This is a genomic window from Streptomyces sp. NPDC005402, from assembly GCF_040606575.1.
Taxonomy (GTDB): Bacteria; Actinomycetota; Actinomycetes; order Streptomycetales; family Streptomycetaceae; genus Streptomyces.
Map to the genome: position 1 here is coordinate 293,598 of NZ_JBEXFB010000004.1, position 18,159 is coordinate 311,756.

At 70.1% G+C, this 18,159-nt stretch carries 15 protein-coding genes; 11 read left to right on the plus strand and 4 right to left on the minus strand.

The genetic code is table 11. From position 1 onward, the window contains the following. Positions 1–514: 514 nt before the first annotated feature. The 5 genes from ABZT02_RS09815 to ABZT02_RS09835 all read left to right on the plus strand — a co-directional run bounded on the left by ABZT02_RS09815 (position 515) and on the right by ABZT02_RS09835 (position 6,421). Positions 515–1,747 (plus strand): histidine kinase, encoded by a 1,233-nt coding sequence (locus tag ABZT02_RS09815; protein WP_356016011.1) that lies wholly within the window; start codon positions 515–517, stop codon positions 1,745–1,747. Further along, complete coding sequence (locus tag ABZT02_RS09820) at positions 1,744–2,421, plus strand: response regulator transcription factor (protein WP_356016012.1); 678 nt, start codon at positions 1,744–1,746, stop codon at positions 2,419–2,421. The genes ABZT02_RS09815 and ABZT02_RS09820 overlap by 4 nt, the downstream gene beginning before the upstream one ends. 116 nt (positions 2,422–2,537) lie before the next feature. Continuing rightward, entirely contained in the window at positions 2,538–2,960 is a 423-nt protein-coding gene (locus ABZT02_RS09825; RefSeq protein WP_356016013.1) for a YciI family protein, read from the plus strand. Next, positions 2,953–4,098 carry a DUF6596 domain-containing protein gene (locus ABZT02_RS09830; protein WP_356016016.1) on the plus strand — a complete coding sequence of 382 codons (1,146 nt, stop codon included), beginning with the start codon at positions 2,953–2,955 and terminating at the stop codon, positions 4,096–4,098. The genes ABZT02_RS09825 and ABZT02_RS09830 overlap by 8 nt, the downstream gene beginning before the upstream one ends. A gap of 94 nt (positions 4,099–4,192) precedes the next feature. Beyond that, a complete protein-coding gene (locus tag ABZT02_RS09835) occupies positions 4,193–6,421 on the plus strand; it encodes a PQQ-binding-like beta-propeller repeat protein (RefSeq protein ID WP_356016018.1) in 2,229 nt (742 codons plus the stop codon). Between the two features lie 18 nt (positions 6,422–6,439). Here ABZT02_RS09835 and nadA read toward each other — a convergent pair whose 3' ends face one another. Next, complete coding sequence (nadA, locus tag ABZT02_RS09840; protein ID WP_356016020.1) at positions 6,440–7,624, minus strand: quinolinate synthase NadA; 1,185 nt, start codon at positions 7,622–7,624, stop codon at positions 6,440–6,442. Between the two features lie 267 nt (positions 7,625–7,891). Between nadA and ABZT02_RS09845 the strand changes: the two genes are divergently transcribed. After that, positions 7,892–8,248 carry an iron-sulfur cluster assembly accessory protein gene (locus ABZT02_RS09845; protein WP_356016021.1) on the plus strand — a complete coding sequence of 119 codons (357 nt, stop codon included), beginning with the start codon at positions 7,892–7,894 and terminating at the stop codon, positions 8,246–8,248. Between the two features lie 82 nt (positions 8,249–8,330). On the opposite strand, the gene ABZT02_RS09850 is transcribed toward ABZT02_RS09845, so the two are convergent. Both ABZT02_RS09850 and ABZT02_RS09855 read right to left on the minus strand, forming a co-directional pair. Further along, positions 8,331–10,307, minus strand: a complete 1,977-nt coding sequence (locus tag ABZT02_RS09850; RefSeq protein ID WP_356016023.1) for a hypothetical protein — start codon at positions 10,305–10,307, stop codon at positions 8,331–8,333. A gap of 218 nt (positions 10,308–10,525) precedes the next feature. Further along, on the minus strand, positions 10,526–10,735 hold the full coding sequence (locus ABZT02_RS09855; protein WP_356016025.1) for a hypothetical protein: 210 nt from the start codon (positions 10,733–10,735) through the stop codon (positions 10,526–10,528). A gap of 202 nt (positions 10,736–10,937) precedes the next feature. Here ABZT02_RS09855 and ABZT02_RS09860 point away from each other — a divergent pair, with 202 nt between their 5' ends. Next, entirely contained in the window at positions 10,938–11,912 is a 975-nt protein-coding gene (locus ABZT02_RS09860) for a carbohydrate kinase family protein (RefSeq protein ID WP_356016026.1), read from the plus strand. A 56-nt stretch (positions 11,913–11,968) separates the two neighbouring features. Here the strand turns inward: ABZT02_RS09860 and ABZT02_RS09865 are convergent, their stop codons facing one another. After that, positions 11,969–13,330, minus strand: a complete 1,362-nt coding sequence (locus ABZT02_RS09865) for an aminotransferase class V-fold PLP-dependent enzyme (RefSeq protein WP_356016028.1) — start codon at positions 13,328–13,330, stop codon at positions 11,969–11,971. Between the two features lie 247 nt (positions 13,331–13,577). Here ABZT02_RS09865 and coxB point away from each other — a divergent pair, with 247 nt between their 5' ends. From coxB to ABZT02_RS09885, 4 genes are all read left to right on the plus strand, one after another. Beyond that, positions 13,578–14,543, plus strand: a complete 966-nt coding sequence (gene coxB / locus ABZT02_RS09870) for a cytochrome c oxidase subunit II (RefSeq protein ID WP_007381488.1) — start codon at positions 13,578–13,580, stop codon at positions 14,541–14,543. Then, complete coding sequence (gene ctaD / locus ABZT02_RS09875; RefSeq protein ID WP_007381487.1) at positions 14,540–16,282, plus strand: cytochrome c oxidase subunit I; 1,743 nt, start codon at positions 14,540–14,542, stop codon at positions 16,280–16,282. Before coxB ends, ctaD begins: the two co-directional genes overlap by 4 nt. Then, the gene (locus tag ABZT02_RS09880) at positions 16,279–16,677 is read left to right on the plus strand and encodes a cytochrome c oxidase subunit 4 (protein WP_355738163.1); all 399 of its coding nucleotides are present in this window, start codon (positions 16,279–16,281) and stop codon (positions 16,675–16,677) included. Before ctaD ends, ABZT02_RS09880 begins: the two co-directional genes overlap by 4 nt. A gap of 130 nt (positions 16,678–16,807) precedes the next feature. Beyond that, positions 16,808–18,067 (plus strand): Ig-like domain-containing protein, encoded by a 1,260-nt coding sequence (locus ABZT02_RS09885; RefSeq protein WP_356016030.1) that lies wholly within the window; start codon positions 16,808–16,810, stop codon positions 18,065–18,067. The last annotated feature ends 92 nt before the right edge of the window (positions 18,068–18,159 follow it).

Genomic DNA, 18,159 nt, shown 5'->3' on the forward strand with positions numbered 1-18,159 from the left:
GATGGGACCACATCCCGCGGGGCCCGAGCTGCTGGTGGGCTTCCCGCCTTTGGGCTGGCCTCGGCCGTCCGGCTCGCCGGGTCTGCGGTTTCGGGTTCGTCCCACCACGGAACCAGCCGCCGAATTCTCTGCCACCCCGAGCCGTCGGTGGCCCGTCCCTGCCGGGGCTCTGGCCCGCACCGTCCGGCTCGCCACCGAGCTCGCCACCGAACACCATGCCACGCCGAGCCGCTGCTGGGACCTGTCCTCCTTGCCCCCCACCAGTCGGCCGCCGTCCGCCGACGAACTCCCCCCGTCCCGAGCCGCCGCAACCGCGCTCGAACCGTGCGCGTCATGGGCCCCCACCACCCGGCTCCGTCGGTCTCAGCCGTCGAGCCCGCCGCCGTCCCTCTCGGGGCCTCCACCCTTCAGCCCCTTCCACGCCCGGGCGATCACCGCGCTTCGGGTACGTGAAGCCGGAAACGTACAGCTGGCCCCCGTTCCGCCCCCGGCAGGGCCCCCGTACTGTTCAAGAGTGAGCCGCACCGTCGACCGCGCCCGGCACCATCTCAAGGCGCATCCCCTGGCCCTGGACGCCGTCCTCGCGGCGGGCGTCCTCGCCTGCATGGTGGCCGGTTCCTTCGTCGGGCCCCATGACAAGGACGCCGTCAGCTGGAGCATCCGCACCCCTGAGCTGCTCAGCCTCGTCCTCATGGCTCTCGGTGCCCTCGCCCTGGTCTTCCGCCGCCGCGCCCCCCTCACCGTCCTCGCCCTCACCGGCACCGCCTCCGTCATCGAGTGCGTCACCGGTGACCCCCGCGCCCCCGTCGCCATGGCCGCCGTGATCGCCCTCTACACGGTCGCCTCCACCACTGACCGCCCCACCACCTGGCGCGCCGGCCTGCTCACCATGACTGTCCTCACCAGCGCCGCGATGCTCGCGGGACCCCTGCCCTGGTACGCCCAGGAGAACCTCGCCATCTTCGCCTGGACCGGCATCGGCGCCACCGCCGGCGACGCCGTCCGCAGTCGCCGTGCCTTCGTCCAGGCCATCAGGGAGCGCGCCGAGAAGGCCGAGCGCACCCGTGAGGAAGAGGCCCGGCGAAGGGTCGCCGAGGAACGCCTGCGTATCGCCCGCGACCTGCACGACGTCGTCGCCCACCACATCGCCCTGGTCAACGTCCAGGCCGGAGTCGCCGCGCACGTCATGGACAAGCGCCCCGACCAGGCCAAGGAGGCCCTCGCCCACGTCCGCGAGGCCAGCCGCTCCGCCCTCAACGAACTCCGCGCCACCGTCGGCCTGCTCCGGCAGTCCGGCGACCCCGAGGCCCCCACCGAACCCGCCCCGGGCCTGGCCCGCCTCGACGAACTCGTCGGCACCTTCCGCAGCGCGGGCCTGCACGTCGAGGTAGCCCGCGCCGACCACGGCACCGCCCTCCCCGCCGCCGTCGACCTGGCCGCCTACCGGGTCATCCAGGAGGCCCTGACCAACGTCCACAAGCACGCCGGTGCGGAGGCGAAGGCCGAGGTCAGCGTCGTACGCGTCGGACCCGACATGGAGATCACCGTTCTCGACGACGGAGCCGGCAACGACGACGACCCGGACCACGGCGGCGGCCACGGCCTCCTCGGGATGCGCGAGCGCGTCACCGCCCTGCGCGGCACCCTCACCACCGGCCCGCGCTACGGAGGCGGCTTCCGCGTCCACGCGATCCTGCCGGTCAAGCCCCGCACCCCAGCCAGAGACCAACCGGGAGAGCCCGTATGACGATCCGTGTCCTGCTCGCCGACGACCAGGCGCTGCTGCGCAGTGCCTTCCGTGTGCTCGTCGACTCGGAGCCGGACATGGAGGTGGTCGGCGAGGCGTCCGACGGCGCCGAGGCCGTACGGCTGACCAGGCAGGAGCGCGCCGACGTCGTGCTCATGGACATCCGGATGCCGGGCACGGACGGCCTCGCCGCCACCCGCATGATCAGCGAGGACCCCTCCCTCGCCCACGTCCGTGTGGTCATCCTGACCACCTTCGAGGTCGACGACTACGTCGTGCAGTCCCTGCGCGCCGGTGCGTCCGGCTTCCTCGGCAAGGGCAGCGAACCCGAGGAACTCCTCAGCGCCATCCGGGTCGCGGCCGGCGGCGAGGCCCTGCTGTCCCCGGCCGCAACCAAGGGCCTGATCGCCCGCTTCCTCGCCCAGGGCGACGCGGACGGCAACGACCCGGTGCGCTCCGAACGACTCGCCGCCCTCACGGTCCGCGAGCGCGAGGTCCTGGTCCAGGTCGCCGGCGGTCACTCCAACGACGAGATCGCCGAGCGGCTGGAGGTCAGTCCGCTGACCGTCAAGACCCACGTCAACCGGGCCATGGCCAAGCTGGGCGCCCGCGACCGGGCCCAGCTCGTGGTGATCGCGTACGAGTCGGGGCTGGTGCGTCCCAGGGTGGAGTGAACCCGGTGGGCCGAGGGCCGAGAAATACCGCGCGGCGATGTCGAGAACCCCTGTCCAGCTCCGTCCCCGGGGTGAGAGCGGCCAGAATGGGCCGCCCCGGGACCAGGAGAGACATCATGGCCAAGTACCTGCTGCTCAAGCACTACCGTGGCGCTCCCGCCCCGGCCAACGACGTGCCCATGGAGCAGTGGACGCCTGAGGAGATCTCGGCGCACGTGCAGTACATGCGGGACTTCGCGGAACGGCTGGTGGAGACCGGCGAGTACGTCGACGGGCAGGCGCTCGCTCCCGAAGGGACCTGGGTGCGGTACGACGGCGAGGGGCGCCCGCCGGTCACCGACGGGCCGTTCGCCGAGACCAAGGACCTCATTGCGGGCTGGACGGTGATCGACGTCGACAGCTACGAGCGGGCCCTGGAGCTGGCCGCGGAGCTGTCGGCCGCCCCCGGCGCCGGCGGGAAACCGATCCACGAGTGGCTGGAGCTGCGCCCCTTCTACGCGGCGTCGCCCACCGCCACGGAGTGCCACGCCGGTGGATGAGGCGCTGCTCAGAAGCCTCACGCCGAGCGTGCTCGCCGTCCTCGTGCGCCGCGGGGCCGACTTCGCTGCGGCCGAGGACGCCGTCCAGGACGCGCTCGTCGAGGCGGTCCGGGTCTGGCCGACCGACCCGCCGCGCGATGCCAAGGGCTGGCTGGTCACCGTGGCCTGGCGCAAGTTCCTCGACGCGACCCGCTCGGACAGAGCCCGGCGCCGGCGGGAGGAACGGATCGACGAGGAACCGGTGCCCGGCCCCACGCCCGCCGTGGACGACACGCTCCAGCTGTACTTCCTGTGCGCCCACCCCTCGCTCAGCCCGTCCTCCGCCGTCGCCCTCACCCTGCGCGCGGTCGGCGGACTGACCACCCGGCAGATCGCCCTGGCCTACCTGGTGCCCGAGGCGACCATGGCGCAGCGCATCAGCCGGGCCAAGCGCACCGTCTCCGGCGTCCGCTTCGACCAGCCAGGCGACGTGGCCACCGTGCTGCGGGTCCTCTACCTCGTCTTCAACGAGGGCTACTCCGGCGACGTCGACCTCGCCGCCGAGGCCGTCCGGCTCACCCGGCAGCTCGCCGCGGCCATCGACCACCCCGAGGTCGCCGGGCTGCTCGCCCTCATGCTGCTCCACCACGCCCGCCGCGCCTCCCGGACCGCCCCCGACGGCAGTCTGGTGCCGCTCACCGAGCAGGACCGCACCCGCTGGGACACCGCGGCGATCGCCGAGGGTGTGCAGATCCTCCAGAACGCCCTCGCCCGCGACCGGCTGGGCGAGTTCCAGGCCCAGGCCGCCATCGCCGCCCTGCACGCCGACGCACCCACCGCCGAGGAGACCGACTGGGTGCAGATCGTCGAGTGGTACGACGAACTCGCCCGCCTCACCGACAGCCCCGTCGTCCGCCTCAACCGGGCGGTCGCCGTGGGTGAGGCGGACGGCCCCCGAGCGGGCCTGGCCACGCTGGCCGCGCTCGACGACTCACTGCCCCGCCACGCCGCGGCCGCGGCCTATCTCCACGAACGCGCCGGCGACCTGACGACCGCGGCCCGTCTGTACGCCGAGGCCGCCCACAAGGCCCCCAACCTCGCCGAACGCGACTACCTGACCCGACAGGCGGCCCGGCTCAACTCCCTTCTGCGGCACTGACGGAGCGGCCCGGACCTTCCCGACAGCGGGGCCGGCCACCCCCGTTACATATGCTGGGCCCTCGGACTGCCGCACGGGGGAAGGGGATGCGGGCGTGCCGCTGCACAAGGACGACCCGAAATCGGTCGGCGGGTACAAACTGGTCGACCGGCTCGGGTCCGGGGGAATGGGCATCGTCTACCGGGGCAGATCACGCTCCGGGCGCGAGGTCGCGGTGAAGGTCGTGCACGCCCAGTACGCCGAGGACCCCGTCTTCCGCACCCGCTTCCGCCAGGAGATCGAGGCCGTCCGCAAGGTGAGCGGCGCCTTCACCGCCCCGGTCGTGGACGCCGACCCGGAGGCGGCACGGCCGTGGATGGCGACCCAGTACGTACCCGGCCGCTCGCTCGCCGACCGGATCTCCGAGCTCGGCACGCTGCGGGAGACCGAACTGCGGCGCCTGGCACTGGGGTTGGTGGAGGCCCTGCGGGACATCCACCGGGTCGGTGTCGTGCACCGCGACCTCAAGCCCGGCAACGTCCTGATGGCCGACGACGGCCCCCGCGTCATCGACTTCGGCATCTCCCGGGCGGCGGAGAACAACCCCCTCACCGAGACCGGCCAGATGATCGGCACCCCGCCCTTCATGTCCCCGGAACAGCTCACCGACGCCCGTACGGTCGGCCCCGCCTCCGACGTCTTCGCGCTCGCCGCACTGCTGGTGTACACGGTCACGGGCCGGGGGCCGTTCGACGCGGACAGCCCCTACCTCACGGCGTACCAGGTGGTGCACGACGAACCCGTCCTGGACGGCGTACGGGAGGAGCTGCGGACGGTTCTGCAGAGCTGTCTGGCCAAGAAGGCCGCGGACCGGCCCGGACTGGACGACGTGGCGCGGGAGCTCGCGCGGGTCCTGCCCGAGGAGGAGACGGCGGACGGCCCGCAGACGGTGACGCTGCGCGGGGACCTGCCGGACCCTTCCGACACCGGGGCCCGCAACCCGAGGTCGGTCACGTCGCCCGGCCGCCGACGCCGGCTGCGCCCGCTGTGGGCGGCGACCGCCGCGATCGGCGTGGTGGTTCTCGGGCTGACGGCGTATCTGCTGACCGGACCGGGGCGGACGGGCGGCGACGGCGGAGCCGGCACGACCGGTGCGCAGCCCGCCGACTCTCGCTGGACTGCGTTGCCCGGCGGTTGGCGGCCCTGGCAGACGACGGTGTACGCCACCTCCGAGCGGGGTGTGGAGAAGGGGATCACCCTGCTGGAGGGAGGGATGGACAACGGTCCGGAGTGCCAGATGCACGAGGGCTCCGTCTACTGCGCGGGCGACGCGGTTCTGCCCGTGCGCCTGGACGGTGTCACCGGCCGGGTCGACTGGCGGGCGGACGGGGTGCCGTCCGTCATGAGGAAGAGGTCGTACGTCTTCTCGCTCCTCGGGGTCGCGGACGATGTCATGCTCGTCGAGCAGCATTACCAACCCGAGGGCGGGAATCTCGTGATCTCGGTCATCGCCCTCGCCACCGGGACAGGGGAACGGCTGTGGCGCCGCACGGTGGACTCCGCGTCGAGCCACCCGTACCTCTCGGGCGACCTCGTGCTCGTCCCCGACAGGGAGCGCGGATCGGTGACCGCACGTTCGGTGCGCACCGGCGCCGAGCGCTGGACGGCGCCGCTGCCGTCCGGGATGCAGTGCGACCCGGCGCACTCGAACGAGGGCCTCTACCTGGAATGCGTACCAGCCATGACATCCAGCAAGGACAGGCTGGTCCTGGGGTTCGACCGCTCCGACGGCTCCGTGCGGCGCCTGAAGGTGCCCTATCCCTCGATCCTCGTCGGTACGTACGACGGTCGCCTGCTCTACCTGGACGCAGGGCACCTGGCCTCCGACCGCAAGGGACCCTTCTCCCGGATCCGGCTGGTGAACCCGGACACCGGTGCCGCCACGACCACGGAGCTGGCGAAGGGGTTCGAGGGCACGGTGACGACGGCGGACGGCGTGCTGTGGTTCGCCGGCACCTCAGGCCAGGTGACCGCCGTGTCGGTCCGCACCGGCAAGCAGCTGTGGCAGACCCGCACGAGCCTGGAGCAGCCGAGCGGGGCCACCTCCGCCCCGCGCACCCGCGTGGTCTATCTGTCCAGCGCCAGCGGCCGGGTCGCGGCCCTGGACGCGGAGAAGGGCACGCTGCTGTGGGAGACCCCGCCGCGTGCCAAGTGGGTGGACGCACTGAACGAGCGGCTGCCCAAGGTGCTGCTCAACGAGGGCGCCCTGGTTGTCACCACCCCGGCCGGCGACGTCTTCACCCTCGACCCCGCCCACCCCGAGCGGACCTCCGCATCGGGGTGAGCGCGCCTGACGACGGTTCTACGGCAGCGCCAGCATCCGCTCCAGAGCCAGCTTCGCGTACGTCTCGGTCTCCTTGTCGACCTCGATCCGGTTGACGAGCTTGCCCTCGGCCAGGGACTCCAGGGTCCAGACCAGGTGAGGCAGGTCGATGCGGTTCATGGTCGAGCAGAAGCAGACCGTCTTGTCGAGGAAGACGATCTCCTTGCCCTCGGGGGCGAAACGGTTCGCGAGGCGTCGTACGAGATTGAGCTCCGTGCCGATGGCCCACTTCGAGCCGGCCGGGGCCGCCTCCAGCGCCTTGATGATGTACTCGGTCGAGCCGACGTAGTCCGCCGCGGCCACGACCTCGTGCTTGCACTCGGGGTGCACCAGGACGTTCACCCCGGGGATGCGGGCGCGGACGTCCTCCACGGACTCCAGCGAGAAGCGGCCGTGGACCGAGCAGTGCCCGCGCCACAGGATCATCTTCGCGTCCCGCAGCTGCTCGGCGGTCAGGCCGCCGTTCGGCTTGTGCGGGTTGTAGACGACACAGTCCTCCAGGGACATGCCCAGGTCCCGCACCGCGGTGTTGCGGCCGAGGTGCTGGTCGGGCAGGAAGAGCACCTTCTCGCCCTGCTCGAAAGCCCAGTCCAGGGCGCGCTGGGCGTTGGACGAGGTGCAGATCAGGCCACCGTGCTTGCCCGTGAACGCCTTGATGTCCGCGGAGGAGTTCATGTACGACACCGGCACGACCTGCTCGGCTATGCCGGCGTCGGTGAGCACGTCCCAGCACTCGGCGACCTGCTCGGCCGTCGCCATGTCGGCCATGGAGCAGCCGGCGGCGAGGTCGGGCAGGACGACCTTCTGGTCGTCGGACGTGAGGATGTCCGCGGACTCGGCCATGAAGTGCACACCGCAGAACACGATGTACTCGGCCTCCGGGCGCGCGGCCGCGTCCCGGGCCAGCTTGAAGGAGTCGCCCGTGACGTCGGCGAACTGGATGACCTCGTCACGCTGGTAGTGGTGGCCGAGGACGAACACCTTGTCGCCGAGCTTCTCCTTGGCCGCGCGGGCGCGCTCGACCAGGTCGGGGTCGGACGGCGAGGGCAGATCGCCGGGACACTCGACGCCCCGCTCGCTCCTCGGGTCGGCCTCGCGGCCGAGCAGCAACAGGGCGAGCGGAGTCGGCTGTACGTCGAGCTCCGTGGTCTGGGCGGTGGTCACGACACGCACCCTTTCTACTTTTCGTCGAACTGACGTTATCTATCATAACCCGCTTCACGTCACTTTGACGATGGTCATTGCGTCGATGTGACGTGAATCCCGAAGAGGCGACGATGAGACGACGATGAGGCGTTTTCCGCTTCCGGTGGCATGTGCGAGCATGAAGAAGGCACCGGAAAAAACCGGCGTCCGGCCCGGAATGAATCCGCGGCCTTGCCGGTTGCACCAGTCGGCAAGCAGTCTCCGTACAACCCGGGAGAGATGTAGATGTCCGTATCGGACGAGACCGGCACCGTCACCGACGGCATCATCCTGTCCGACGCCGCCGCGGCGAAGGTCAAGGCCCTGCTCGACCAGGAAGGCCGTGACGACCTGGCCCTGCGCGTCGCCGTTCAGCCCGGCGGCTGCTCCGGCCTGCGTTACCAGCTCTTCTTCGACGAGCGCTCGCTCGACGGCGACGTCGTCAAGGACTTCGGTGGCGTCAAGGTCGTCACCGACCGCATGAGCGCCCCGTACCTGGGCGGCGCGTCCATCGACTTCGTGGACACCATCGAGAAGCAGGGCTTCACGATCGACAACCCGAACGCGACCGGCTCCTGCGCCTGCGGCGACTCCTTCAACTAGGACTCGAGTTCGACCAGGCTTCCAGCGACAGAAGGCGGCGGCCCCCTCCGACGGGGCCGCCGCCTTCGCGCGTCTTCGGGGCTCAGCGGGCCCCTGAGGTCTCCGGCAGCCGTGCCCCCGCCTTCTTCAACGGGATGTCCTTGCCGTCCGAGCCCACGACCTTGCGGTCACCGAGCGGCTCGTCGAGCGGCACGGTCTTCTGCATCTCCTTGGCGATCATGATGCAGACCTTGTCGGGCCACGGCGTATAGGTCACCGCGACCTTCACCTCGCCCGCGCTCTCACTCGCCGTCGCCGCGTAGTCCCCGCACACCCCGCCCGTGAAGCTCACGGTCAGCTCGTCGCCCTCGGCCGTGTAGCCGTCCACCTCGACGTCCCGTGTCTTCGGCGCGGAGCTGGGCGGGGCGGAGGGCGCGGTGGGGGAGACGGGCGTGGTCGGCGTCGCGGTCGTCGGGGAGGCGAGGTACCTGGGGTCGACCGCCGGATACGTCACCGTGAAGGCGTCCTTCGCGCCCGTCGCCCGTACCTCGAACAGCCAGGACGGCACGAGCGCCTGCCGACCGCCCACGTAGTGCGACGCCAGCCCGAACACCGCCTTCTCGACGGTGAGCGTGCTCTTCGCCGGACTCGCCGTCGACTCCCCGCAGGGCGCTTCCAGCCGGTCCTTCAGCGGTACGGGACTGGCACAGCCACCGATGCCCATGCGGTGGTCTGCCGCGGGCACCTTGTTCAGCAGGCCCAGCGTCTTCTCGGCGCTCAGGACGGGATACGTGTCGCTCTTCACCGGCGCCTTCAACTGCCCGGTGCCGCCGACCACTTCACCCTGGCCGTTCACGGTGACGCCGGTCGCCCAGCCGTACGTGGGCAGCCCGCCCACGGCCGGATCGGCGTTCACGATCCGCTGGGCGCCCATGGCCTGGCTCGCGTCCAGCTTCGCGGCCCCCTGGCCCACCGCCTTCAGCACCGGCGCGGCGGCCTTCTCGGCGACCGCCTCGCTCACCGGCCGGCCGGTGGGGGTCTCGGACCCCGCCCCGCACACCGTGGCACTGCCACAGTCGTCGATGACGGGGGAGTAGCGCTGGAAGGTCCACGCGCCCGGCGCCTGCCGGTTCACCTGGAGACTCGGCCCCGAACCGTCCTTGACCCCGACCCGCCAGACCTGCCCCTGCGCCACCGGCGTCCCGTCGACCCCGAGCGCCTCGGCGAGCCGCGCCACGTCGGCCTCGGTGACCTGCCCCTGGACCCGGTAGACGGGCGCCGAGCCGGGCCCGTCCGGGAGACTGCCGTCGACGCGGTAGGTCACGCCGTACGGATTCGGCTCACCGGGCGCGATCCCGTTCCCCGCGCCACCGTCCGCGCGGTAACCGTCGAGCGCGAGAGGCGGCGGCGGAGTGCCGTCACCGGACGCGCCGGAGGTGGTGTCCTCACCGGACCCTCCGGAGGCACTGGTGGCGAGGTACGCCCCGCCACCCCCGACCAGCAGCACGGCAGCGGCTACGGCAGCAATGGCGACGGGAGACCGATGCCGGGGCGAGCGGGGGGCCTCGGCGTTCTCGTGCCGGGGAATCTCGGAGTCGGCGGGAGCCTGACCGGGGCCGGCATCGGCATCGGTGCCGAGGCCCACAGGTACGTCGGAATCGGCGCTGCCGGGGGAGCCGGGGGCTGCGGTACCGCCCGCGTCCGCGCTCGTGTCGGCGTCGGCGGACGCCGGTGGCACGTCATCGTCGGCCAGGGCATCGGGCCCGGCGGGGCCGTCCGGCTCCGCGCCGGCGGCCCCGGTTCCGGAGGCCGGGGAGTCGACCGTGTCGGCGTCGGCGACTTCCTCGGCGTGCCCGGCCGAGCCTTCCTCGGCACCGAGTGTCTTCCCGGTGCCCTCGGCCTCACCGTCCTGACCGGCCTCGGCGTCACTCTCCTGTACGGGGGGAGCCTCGCCGGAGGCCTCGGGACCCGGCTTCTCCGCAGCACTCGCTTCACCGGCACCGTGCGCTTCCGCAGCGCTCCCGTCCCCGCCGCCGGAGGCCTCGCCGGGGTCGCTGTTGTCGGGTCGCTCGGTGTTCACCGCATCGCTCCTTCTGCTGCGCAACTGTCCCTCGACCCTGACCCGACCCTGTCAAAACGGTCGGCAAACGGGTCGTATCCCGCATCCCCTTTCCGGGGGACGGCGATGGGACGCAGCGGGGGAGCGCGCGGTTCCCTCGAACGCGCCGACGCACGCGCTGTGACTCAGCGACTGACTCAACCGCCGTGACTCGGCCGCCGTGATGCAACCGCCGTGACTCAGTCGCCGTACTCCGACATCGCGTCCAGCAGCCGGGCGGACCCCTCGGGAACCGTCACGCCGTGGATGCGCGAAGGAGAAATCGGGAGGGCGGTGATCCGGTCCGGAACCGCCCAGTGCGGAGCCATCCGGGCACAGTCACCGCGCAGCGAGGCGAGGTCCCAGTCCAGGTCGGCCCGGACGGAGGCGTACAGCTCAAGGTTTGTCATGACCGAACCGTATGCACGCCGGAGCCCGCGAAGAAAGATCTACTATCGGGTAGTTTCACCTGCTTCACCGCGCCGTCGGCTGCCTCGCAGTACTCCATACGGACCCGATAGCGTTAACCGTCAACACGCCCTCCCGTCTCACACCACCACCCTTCCAACGAGCGCTATCGCGCCCCCCTTCATTTCTCTGGAGAGCCTCGCCGTGCGCATCGCAGTCACCGGCTCCATCGCCACCGACCACCTCATGACGTTCCCCGGCCGCTTCGCCGACCAGCTCGTCGCGGACCAGCTGCACACGGTCTCGCTCTCCTTCCTGGTCGACAACCTCGACGTACGCAGGGGAGGGGTCGGCGCGAACATCGCCTTCGGCATGGGCCAGCTCGGCACGAAGCCGATCCTCGTCGGCGCCGCGGGCTTCGACTTCGACGAGTACCGCGCCTGGCTGGACCGGCACGGCGTCGACACCGCCTCCGTCCGGATCTCCGAGACGCTGCACACCGCCCGCTTCGTGTGCACCACCGACGCCGACCACAACCAGATCGGCTCCTTCTACACGGGCGCCATGAGCGAGGCCCGCCAGATCGAGCTCAAGACGGTCGCCGACCGTGTGGACGGCCTCGACCTCGTCCTCATCGGCGCCGACGACCCCGAGGCGATGCTCCGCCACACCGAGGAGTGCCGTTCGCGCGGCATCCCGTTCGCCGCGGACTTCTCCCAGCAGATCGCCCGTATGAACGGCGACGAGATCCGGATCCTGCTGGAAGGCGCCACGTACCTCTTCTCCAACGAGTACGAGAAGGGGCTCATCGAGTCCAAGACGGGCTGGTCCGACGAGGAGATCCTCGCGAAGGTGGGCCACCGGGTCACGACGCTCGGGGCGCAGGGCGTGCGAATCGACCGGGTCGGCGAGGAGCCGATCGTCGTCGGCTGCGCGGAGGAGGAGCGCAAGGCCGACCCGACGGGTGTCGGTGACGCGTTCCGTGCGGGGTTCCTGTCGGGACTGGCCTGGGGGGTCTCGCTGGAGCGCGCCGCGCAGGTCGGGTGCATGCTCGCGACACTGGTCATCGAGACCGTGGGGACGCAGGAGTACCGGCTGCGGAAGGGGAACTTCATGGAGCGGTTCACCAAGGCGTACGGGGACGAGGCGGCCGAGGAGGTCCGGGGGCACCTGGGCTGAGTCCGTGTGCAGGTGCGTGGGGGGCTGTCGCGCAGTTCCCCGCGCACCTGGGTGTCTCACCTCACCCGGCGGACCACGAATGCCGTTCCCTCGACCGCCGGTTCCTCTCCCACGTACTCCTGTTCCCGCATGTCGCACCACGCCGGGATGTCGAGTCGTGCGGCCTCGTCGTCGGAGAGAACGCGGACCGTGCCGCCCACCGGGACCTCCCCGATCACCTTCGCCAACTCGATGACCGGGATCGGGCACCGCTTGCCGAGGGCGTCCACCACGAGTGCGTCCTCCTGCACGGCAGTCGAAGGCGTCGGCGCGCCCAACTTCTCCCGGACCGCCGCCACCGCCCCCGGCAACACCTCCAGGAAACGGTCGACCTCCTCGGAGACCGCCCCGAACGGCAACGACACCCGCACATTCCCCTCACTCAGCACCCCCATCGCCTTCAGTACATGGCTGGGCGTCAGGGTGCTGCTCGTGCAGGACGAACCGGACGACACGGAGAAACCCGCCCGGTCCAGTTCGTGCAGCAGTGTCTCCCCGTCGACATAGAGACAGGAGAAGGTGACGATTCCCGGCAGCCGCCGCTCGGGATCGCCCACCACATCCACATCCGGCACCAACTGCGGCACGTGCGAGCGGATGCGCGCCGTCAGCTCCCGGAGCCGTACGGCCTCCTGCGCGGCCTCGGCCCGCACCGCCCGCAGCGAGGCCGCCGCCGCGACGATCGCCGGCAGGTTCTCGAAACCCGGGGCCCGCCCCGACTCCCGCTCGTCGGCGGGCCCCTGGGGCGAGAACCGGACACCTTTGCGGACGGCGAGCAGGCCGACCCCCGACGGACCACCCCATTTGTGCGCGCTGGCGGTCAACAGGGACCACTCACCCTCGACCGGCCCCCACCCGAGCGACTGCGCCGCGTCCACCAGCAACGGCACCCCGGCCTCGCGGCACACGGCCGCCACCTCGGCCACCGGCTGCACGGTCCCCACCTCGTGGTTGGCCGACTGGAGACACGCCAGCGCGGTGTCGGGGCGCAGAGCATCGGCGTACGACCGCGCACTCACCGCCCCCGTACGGTCCACCGGCACCTCGGTCACGTCGAACGACTCCGTCGAATGGAGTACCGAGGAGTGTTCGACGGCTGACACGATCAGGTGACGTCCGATCCGCCTGCGTCCCCCCATGGCCCCGGCGATTCCGCTGTGCACGGCCCGCGTCCCGGACGAGGTGAACGTCAGCTCATCAGGACGACACCCCACAGCCTCGGCGGCGGCCTCCCGAGCAGCATCCAACAACATCCGAGCCCGCCGCCCTTCCCGGTACAACCGGGAGGGATCAGCCCACCCTTCATCCAGAGAGGCCAACAGCGCCTGACGGGCAACGGGGTGAAGAGGCGCACCGGAAGCGGCGTCGAAATAAGACACACGGCAACGCTAACCTCCCCAGGGGCGCGGGGAACTGCGCGATCAGCCACAAACCACCCGCAGCCGCCAATCAAGCGAACCCAGCGAGTGAGTAGGCACCCCTCCCGCTGAACCCCCGGAGGGCGTCGGCTAGGGTTTGGTCCGCATAAACATCCAAACCCCTGCCCGACGCAGGGCGGCGACCGACCACCGAGTAAGGCCAGGCCGCAGCCGTTACGCGCGGGCGAGACTCTCGGGAAGGCGCTACGTGAGTCCCAACGGCTCCGACCGCTCGCCGCGGCGCCCGATGCGGCGGAAGCTGCTGCAGGCAATGACTGCGGGCCTGGTCCTGGCGACAGCCACCGGTTGCTCGTACAACTGGGAAGACTTCCCCCGCCTTGGTATGCCCACCCCGACCACGGAAGAGGCTCCGAGGATCCTCTCCCTGTGGCAGGGCTCCTGGGCCGCCGCGCTCGCTGTCGGCGTACTGGTGTGGGGTCTGATCATCTGGAGCGCCATCTTCCACCGGCGCAGCCGCACCAAGGTGGAGGTACCTCCGCAGACCCGGTACAACATGCCCATCGAGGCGCTGTACACCGTGGTTCCGCTCGTCATCGTCTCGGTCCTCTTCTACTTCACGGCCCGCGACGAGTCGAAGCTCCTCAGCCTCAAGAAGCAGCCCGACGTCACCATCAACGTCGTCGGCTACCAGTGGAGCTGGGCGTTCAACTACATCGAGCCCGTCGCGGGCTCCACGGGTGACGCGAAGACGGACAAGAACCTGGCCGCGATTCCGACCCGGTTCAAGAACGCCTTCCCGGCGAACGCCGGCGGTGTCTACGACTTCGGGACGCCCGCCACGCGGAACCCGCAGACCGGCAACCCCGGCCCGACGCTCTGGCTCCCCAAGGGCAAGACGGTCCGCTTCGTCCTCACCTCGCGTGACGTCATCCACTCCTTCTGGGTGGTGCCGTTCCTGATGAAGCAGGACGTCATCCCGGGCCACACCAACGCCTTCGAGGTGACTCCGAACAAGGAGGGCACCTTCATGGGCAAGTGCGCCGAGCTCTGCGGCGTCGACCACTCCCGGATGCTGTTCAACGTGAAGGTCGTCTCCCCCGAGCGCTACGAGCAGCACCTCAAGGACCTCGCGAAGAAGGGGCAGACCGGTTACGTTCCCGCGGGCATCGAGCAGACCGCCCACGAGAAGGACCGGGAGACGACGAACCTGTGAGCATCCTCAACGAACCCCAGGGTGCCGCGGCAGCAGGGTCCCACTACACGGACGAGCTGCCGGTCCGGCGCCAGAACCGCGGCAGCGTGGTCATCAAGTGGCTCACCACCACTGACCACAAGACGATCGGGACGATGTACCTGGTCACGTCGTTCGCGTTCTTCCTGATCGGCGGCGTGATGGCGCTCCTCATGCGCGCCGAGCTGGCCCGGCCGGGTCTGCAGATCATGTCGAACGAGCAGTTCAACCAGGCGTTCACGATGCACGGCACGATCATGCTGCTGATGTTCGCGACGCCGCTGTTCGCCGGCTTCACCAACTGGATCATGCCGCTGCAGATCGGCGCGCCCGACGTGGCGTTCCCGCGGCTGAACATGTTCGCCTACTGGCTCTACCTGTTCGGCTCGACGATCGCGGTGGGCGGCTTCCTGACCCCGCAGGGCGCGGCCGACTTCGGCTGGTTCGCCTACTCCCCGCTGTCGGACGCGGTCCGCTCGCCGGGCGTCGGCGCCGACCTGTGGATCATGGGTCTGGCCTTCTCCGGCTTCGGCACGATCCTCGGCGCGGTCAACTTCATCACCACGATCATCTGCATGCGCGCCCCCGGCATGACCATGTTCCGCATGCCGATCTTCGTGTGGAACGTGCTGCTGACCGCGGTGCTGGTCCTGCTCGCCTTCCCCGTCCTCGCCGCCGCGCTCTTCGCGCTGGAGGCGGATCGGAAATTCGGGGCACACGTCTTCGATGCCGCGAACGGCGGAGCATTGCTCTGGCAACACCTCTTCTGGTTCTTCGGCCACCCAGAGGTGTACATCATCGCCCTGCCGTTCTTCGGCATCATCTCCGAGGTCATCCCGGTCTTCTCCCGCAAGCCGATGTTCGGCTACATGGGTCTGATCGCGGCGACCATCGCGATCGCGGGTCTGTCCGTGACGGTGTGGGCCCACCACATGTACGTCACAGGCGGCGTACTCCTCCCGTTCTTCTCCTTCATGACGTTCCTCATCGCCGTACCGACCGGCGTGAAGTTCTTCAACTGGATCGGAACGATGTGGAAGGGGTCCCTGAGTTTCGAGACCCCGATGCTCTGGGCCACCGGCTTCCTGATCACCTTCACCTTCGGTGGTCTGACCGGTGTCATCCTGGCCTCGCCCCCGATGGACTTCCACGTCTCGGACTCGTACTTCGTGGTGGCGCACTTCCACTACGTCGTCTTCGGCACCGTCGTCTTCGCGATGTTCTCCGGCTTCCACTTCTGGTGGCCGAAGTTCACCGGCAAGATGCTCGACGAGCGCCTCGGCAAGATCACGTTCTGGACGCTGTTCATCGGCTTCCACGGCACCTTCCTGGTCCAGCACTGGCTGGGCGCCGAGGGCATGCCGCGTCGTTACGCCGACTACCTGGCGGCCGACGGCTTCACCGCCCTGAACACGATCTCGACGATCAGCTCGTTCGTGCTCGGCCTGTCGATCCTGCCGTTCCTCTACAACGTGTGGAAGACGGCCAAGTACGGCAAGCCGGTCGGCGTCGACGACCCGTGGGGCTACGGCCGCTCGCTCGAGTGGGCGACCTCCTGCCCGCCGCCGCGCCACAACTTCCTCACCCTGCCGCGGATCCGCAGCGAATCCCCGGCGTTCGACCTGCACCACCCGGAGATCGCCGCTCTCGACCAGCTCGAGAACGCCGGTCACGGTGAGAAGGCTCTGGCCGGCAACGGCGGCAAGGAGGCCGGGAAGTGAAGATCCAGGGACGGATGTTCTTCTGGCTGAGCATCTTCATCCTCGCCATGGCGATCGTCTATGGCGTGTGGTCGAAGGAGCCGGCCGGTACCACCGCGCTCTTCCTGGCCTTCGGTCTGTCCATCATGATCGGCTTCTACCTGGGCTTCACGGCCAAGCGGGTGGACGCCGGCGCGCAGGACAACAAGGAGGCCGACGTCGCGGACGACGCCGGCGAGGTCGGGTTCTTCAGCCCGCACAGCTGGCAGCCGCTCGCACTCGGCTTCGGCGGCGCCCTCGCCTTCCTGTCGGTCGCGATCGGCTGGTGGCTGCTGTACTTCTCGGTGCCGGTGATCCTGATCGGCCTGTACGGCTGGGTCTTCGAGTACTACCGCGGTGAGAACCGCACCCAGTAGCACGAGCTGAGCTCATCAGGGCCCGGACACTCCGTCAGGAGCGTCCGGGCTCCTGCTTTTGCAGCAATCGGTGTCCCTCGTACGAGTCACTCGGCGTGCCGTTCTTGACGCGGCTTCCTAGCGTGAAGTCATGAACCACGCACCGCGTACCCGCACCGTCGTCAGCTGCAGCCTGCTGGTGATCGCCCTCGGCGCGAGCGCCACCGCCTGCGGGTCCGACGGGAACCCGCTGGCGGCCACGCCGTACGACGCGGCGGACCAGATCGCCTTCAACGCGCCCACGGGCGACGGCAAGAAGGCCGACCCGGACAAGCCGCTCGAGGTCACCGCCGAGGACGACGATCGCATCACCGACGTCACGGCCACGGACGCCACGGGCCGCCATCTGGCGGGCGAACTCTCCGCCGACGGCACCCGCTGGCACAGCACCTCCCCGCTGGCCGCAAACGCCCATTACACGGTCCGGGTGAGCACCGAGGACGACGACGGGGCACCCGGCCGCAAGGTCGTCGACTTCGACACCAGCAAACCTCTCGGCAAGACACGCCTGAACGTCACCTTCGGCCCCAAGACGGGCACGTACGGCGTCGGCCAGCCCGTCACCGCCAAGCTGGACCGTCCCGTCAAGGACAAGGCCCAGCGGGCCGTCGTCGAGCGCGCCCTCAGGGTCGACTCCACGCCCGCCGTAGCGGGCGCCTGGCACTGGGTGGACGACAAGGAACTCCACTACCGCCCCAAGGAGTACTGGCCCGCCCACGCCACGATCCAGGTCCGCAGCGACCTGGAGGGCATCAAGATCGGCGACCGGCTCTGGGGCGGCAAGGGCAAGCCCCTGAAGCTGACCACCGGCGACAGCATCATCGCCGTGACGGACGCCTCGTCCCACTCGATGAAGGTCTACAGGAACGGCGAGGTCATCAACGAGCTCCCGGTCACCACCGGCAAGCCCGGCTTCGAGACCCGCAACGGCGTCAAGGTCGTGCTGGGCAAGGAGTACCTCGTACGTATGCGCGGCACCAGCATCGGGATCGCCGAGGGCTCCTCGGAGTCGTACGACCTCCCGGTCTACTACGCCACCCGCGTCACCTGGAGCGGCGAGTACGTGCACGCCGCCCCCTGGTCGGTCGGCTCCCAGGGCTACGCCAACGTCAGCCACGGCTGCACCGGCATGAGCACGTCCAACGCCGAGTGGTTCTTCGACACCGTCCACGAGGGCGATGTGGTCAAGGTCATCAACTCGGACGGCGACACGATGGAGCCGTTCGGCAACGGCTTCGGCGACTGGAACCTGGACTGGAAGAAATGGCGCGACGGCAGCGCCCTGGTGGCCGGCACCCCGGACGCCCCGAGCGCGGCGCAGCAGGCCAGGCTGAGGCCGGAGAGCGTCTAGAGGAGGCTCAGGGGCAACGCCCTTCAGGGGGCGCGGGGAACTGCGCGACAAGCCACGACGGGCCCGCAGACGCCATTGAACTCCGCACCCCG

Bases quoted from the DNA above. Each gene is read 5' to 3' on its own strand.
- ABZT02_RS09885 (WP_356016030.1), top strand. From the start codon at position 16,808: ATGAACCACGCACCGCGTACCCGCACCGTCGTCAGCTGCAGCCTGCTG.
- ABZT02_RS09855 (WP_356016025.1), bottom strand. From the start codon at position 10,735: ATGACAAACCTTGAGCTGTACGCCTCCGTCCGGGCCGACCTGGACTGG.
- ABZT02_RS09845 (WP_356016021.1), top strand. From the start codon at position 7,892: ATGTCCGTATCGGACGAGACCGGCACCGTCACCGACGGCATCATCCTG.
- ABZT02_RS09820 (WP_356016012.1), top strand. From the start codon at position 1,744: ATGACGATCCGTGTCCTGCTCGCCGACGACCAGGCGCTGCTGCGCAGT.
- ABZT02_RS09825 (WP_356016013.1), top strand. From the start codon at position 2,538: ATGGCCAAGTACCTGCTGCTCAAGCACTACCGTGGCGCTCCCGCCCCG.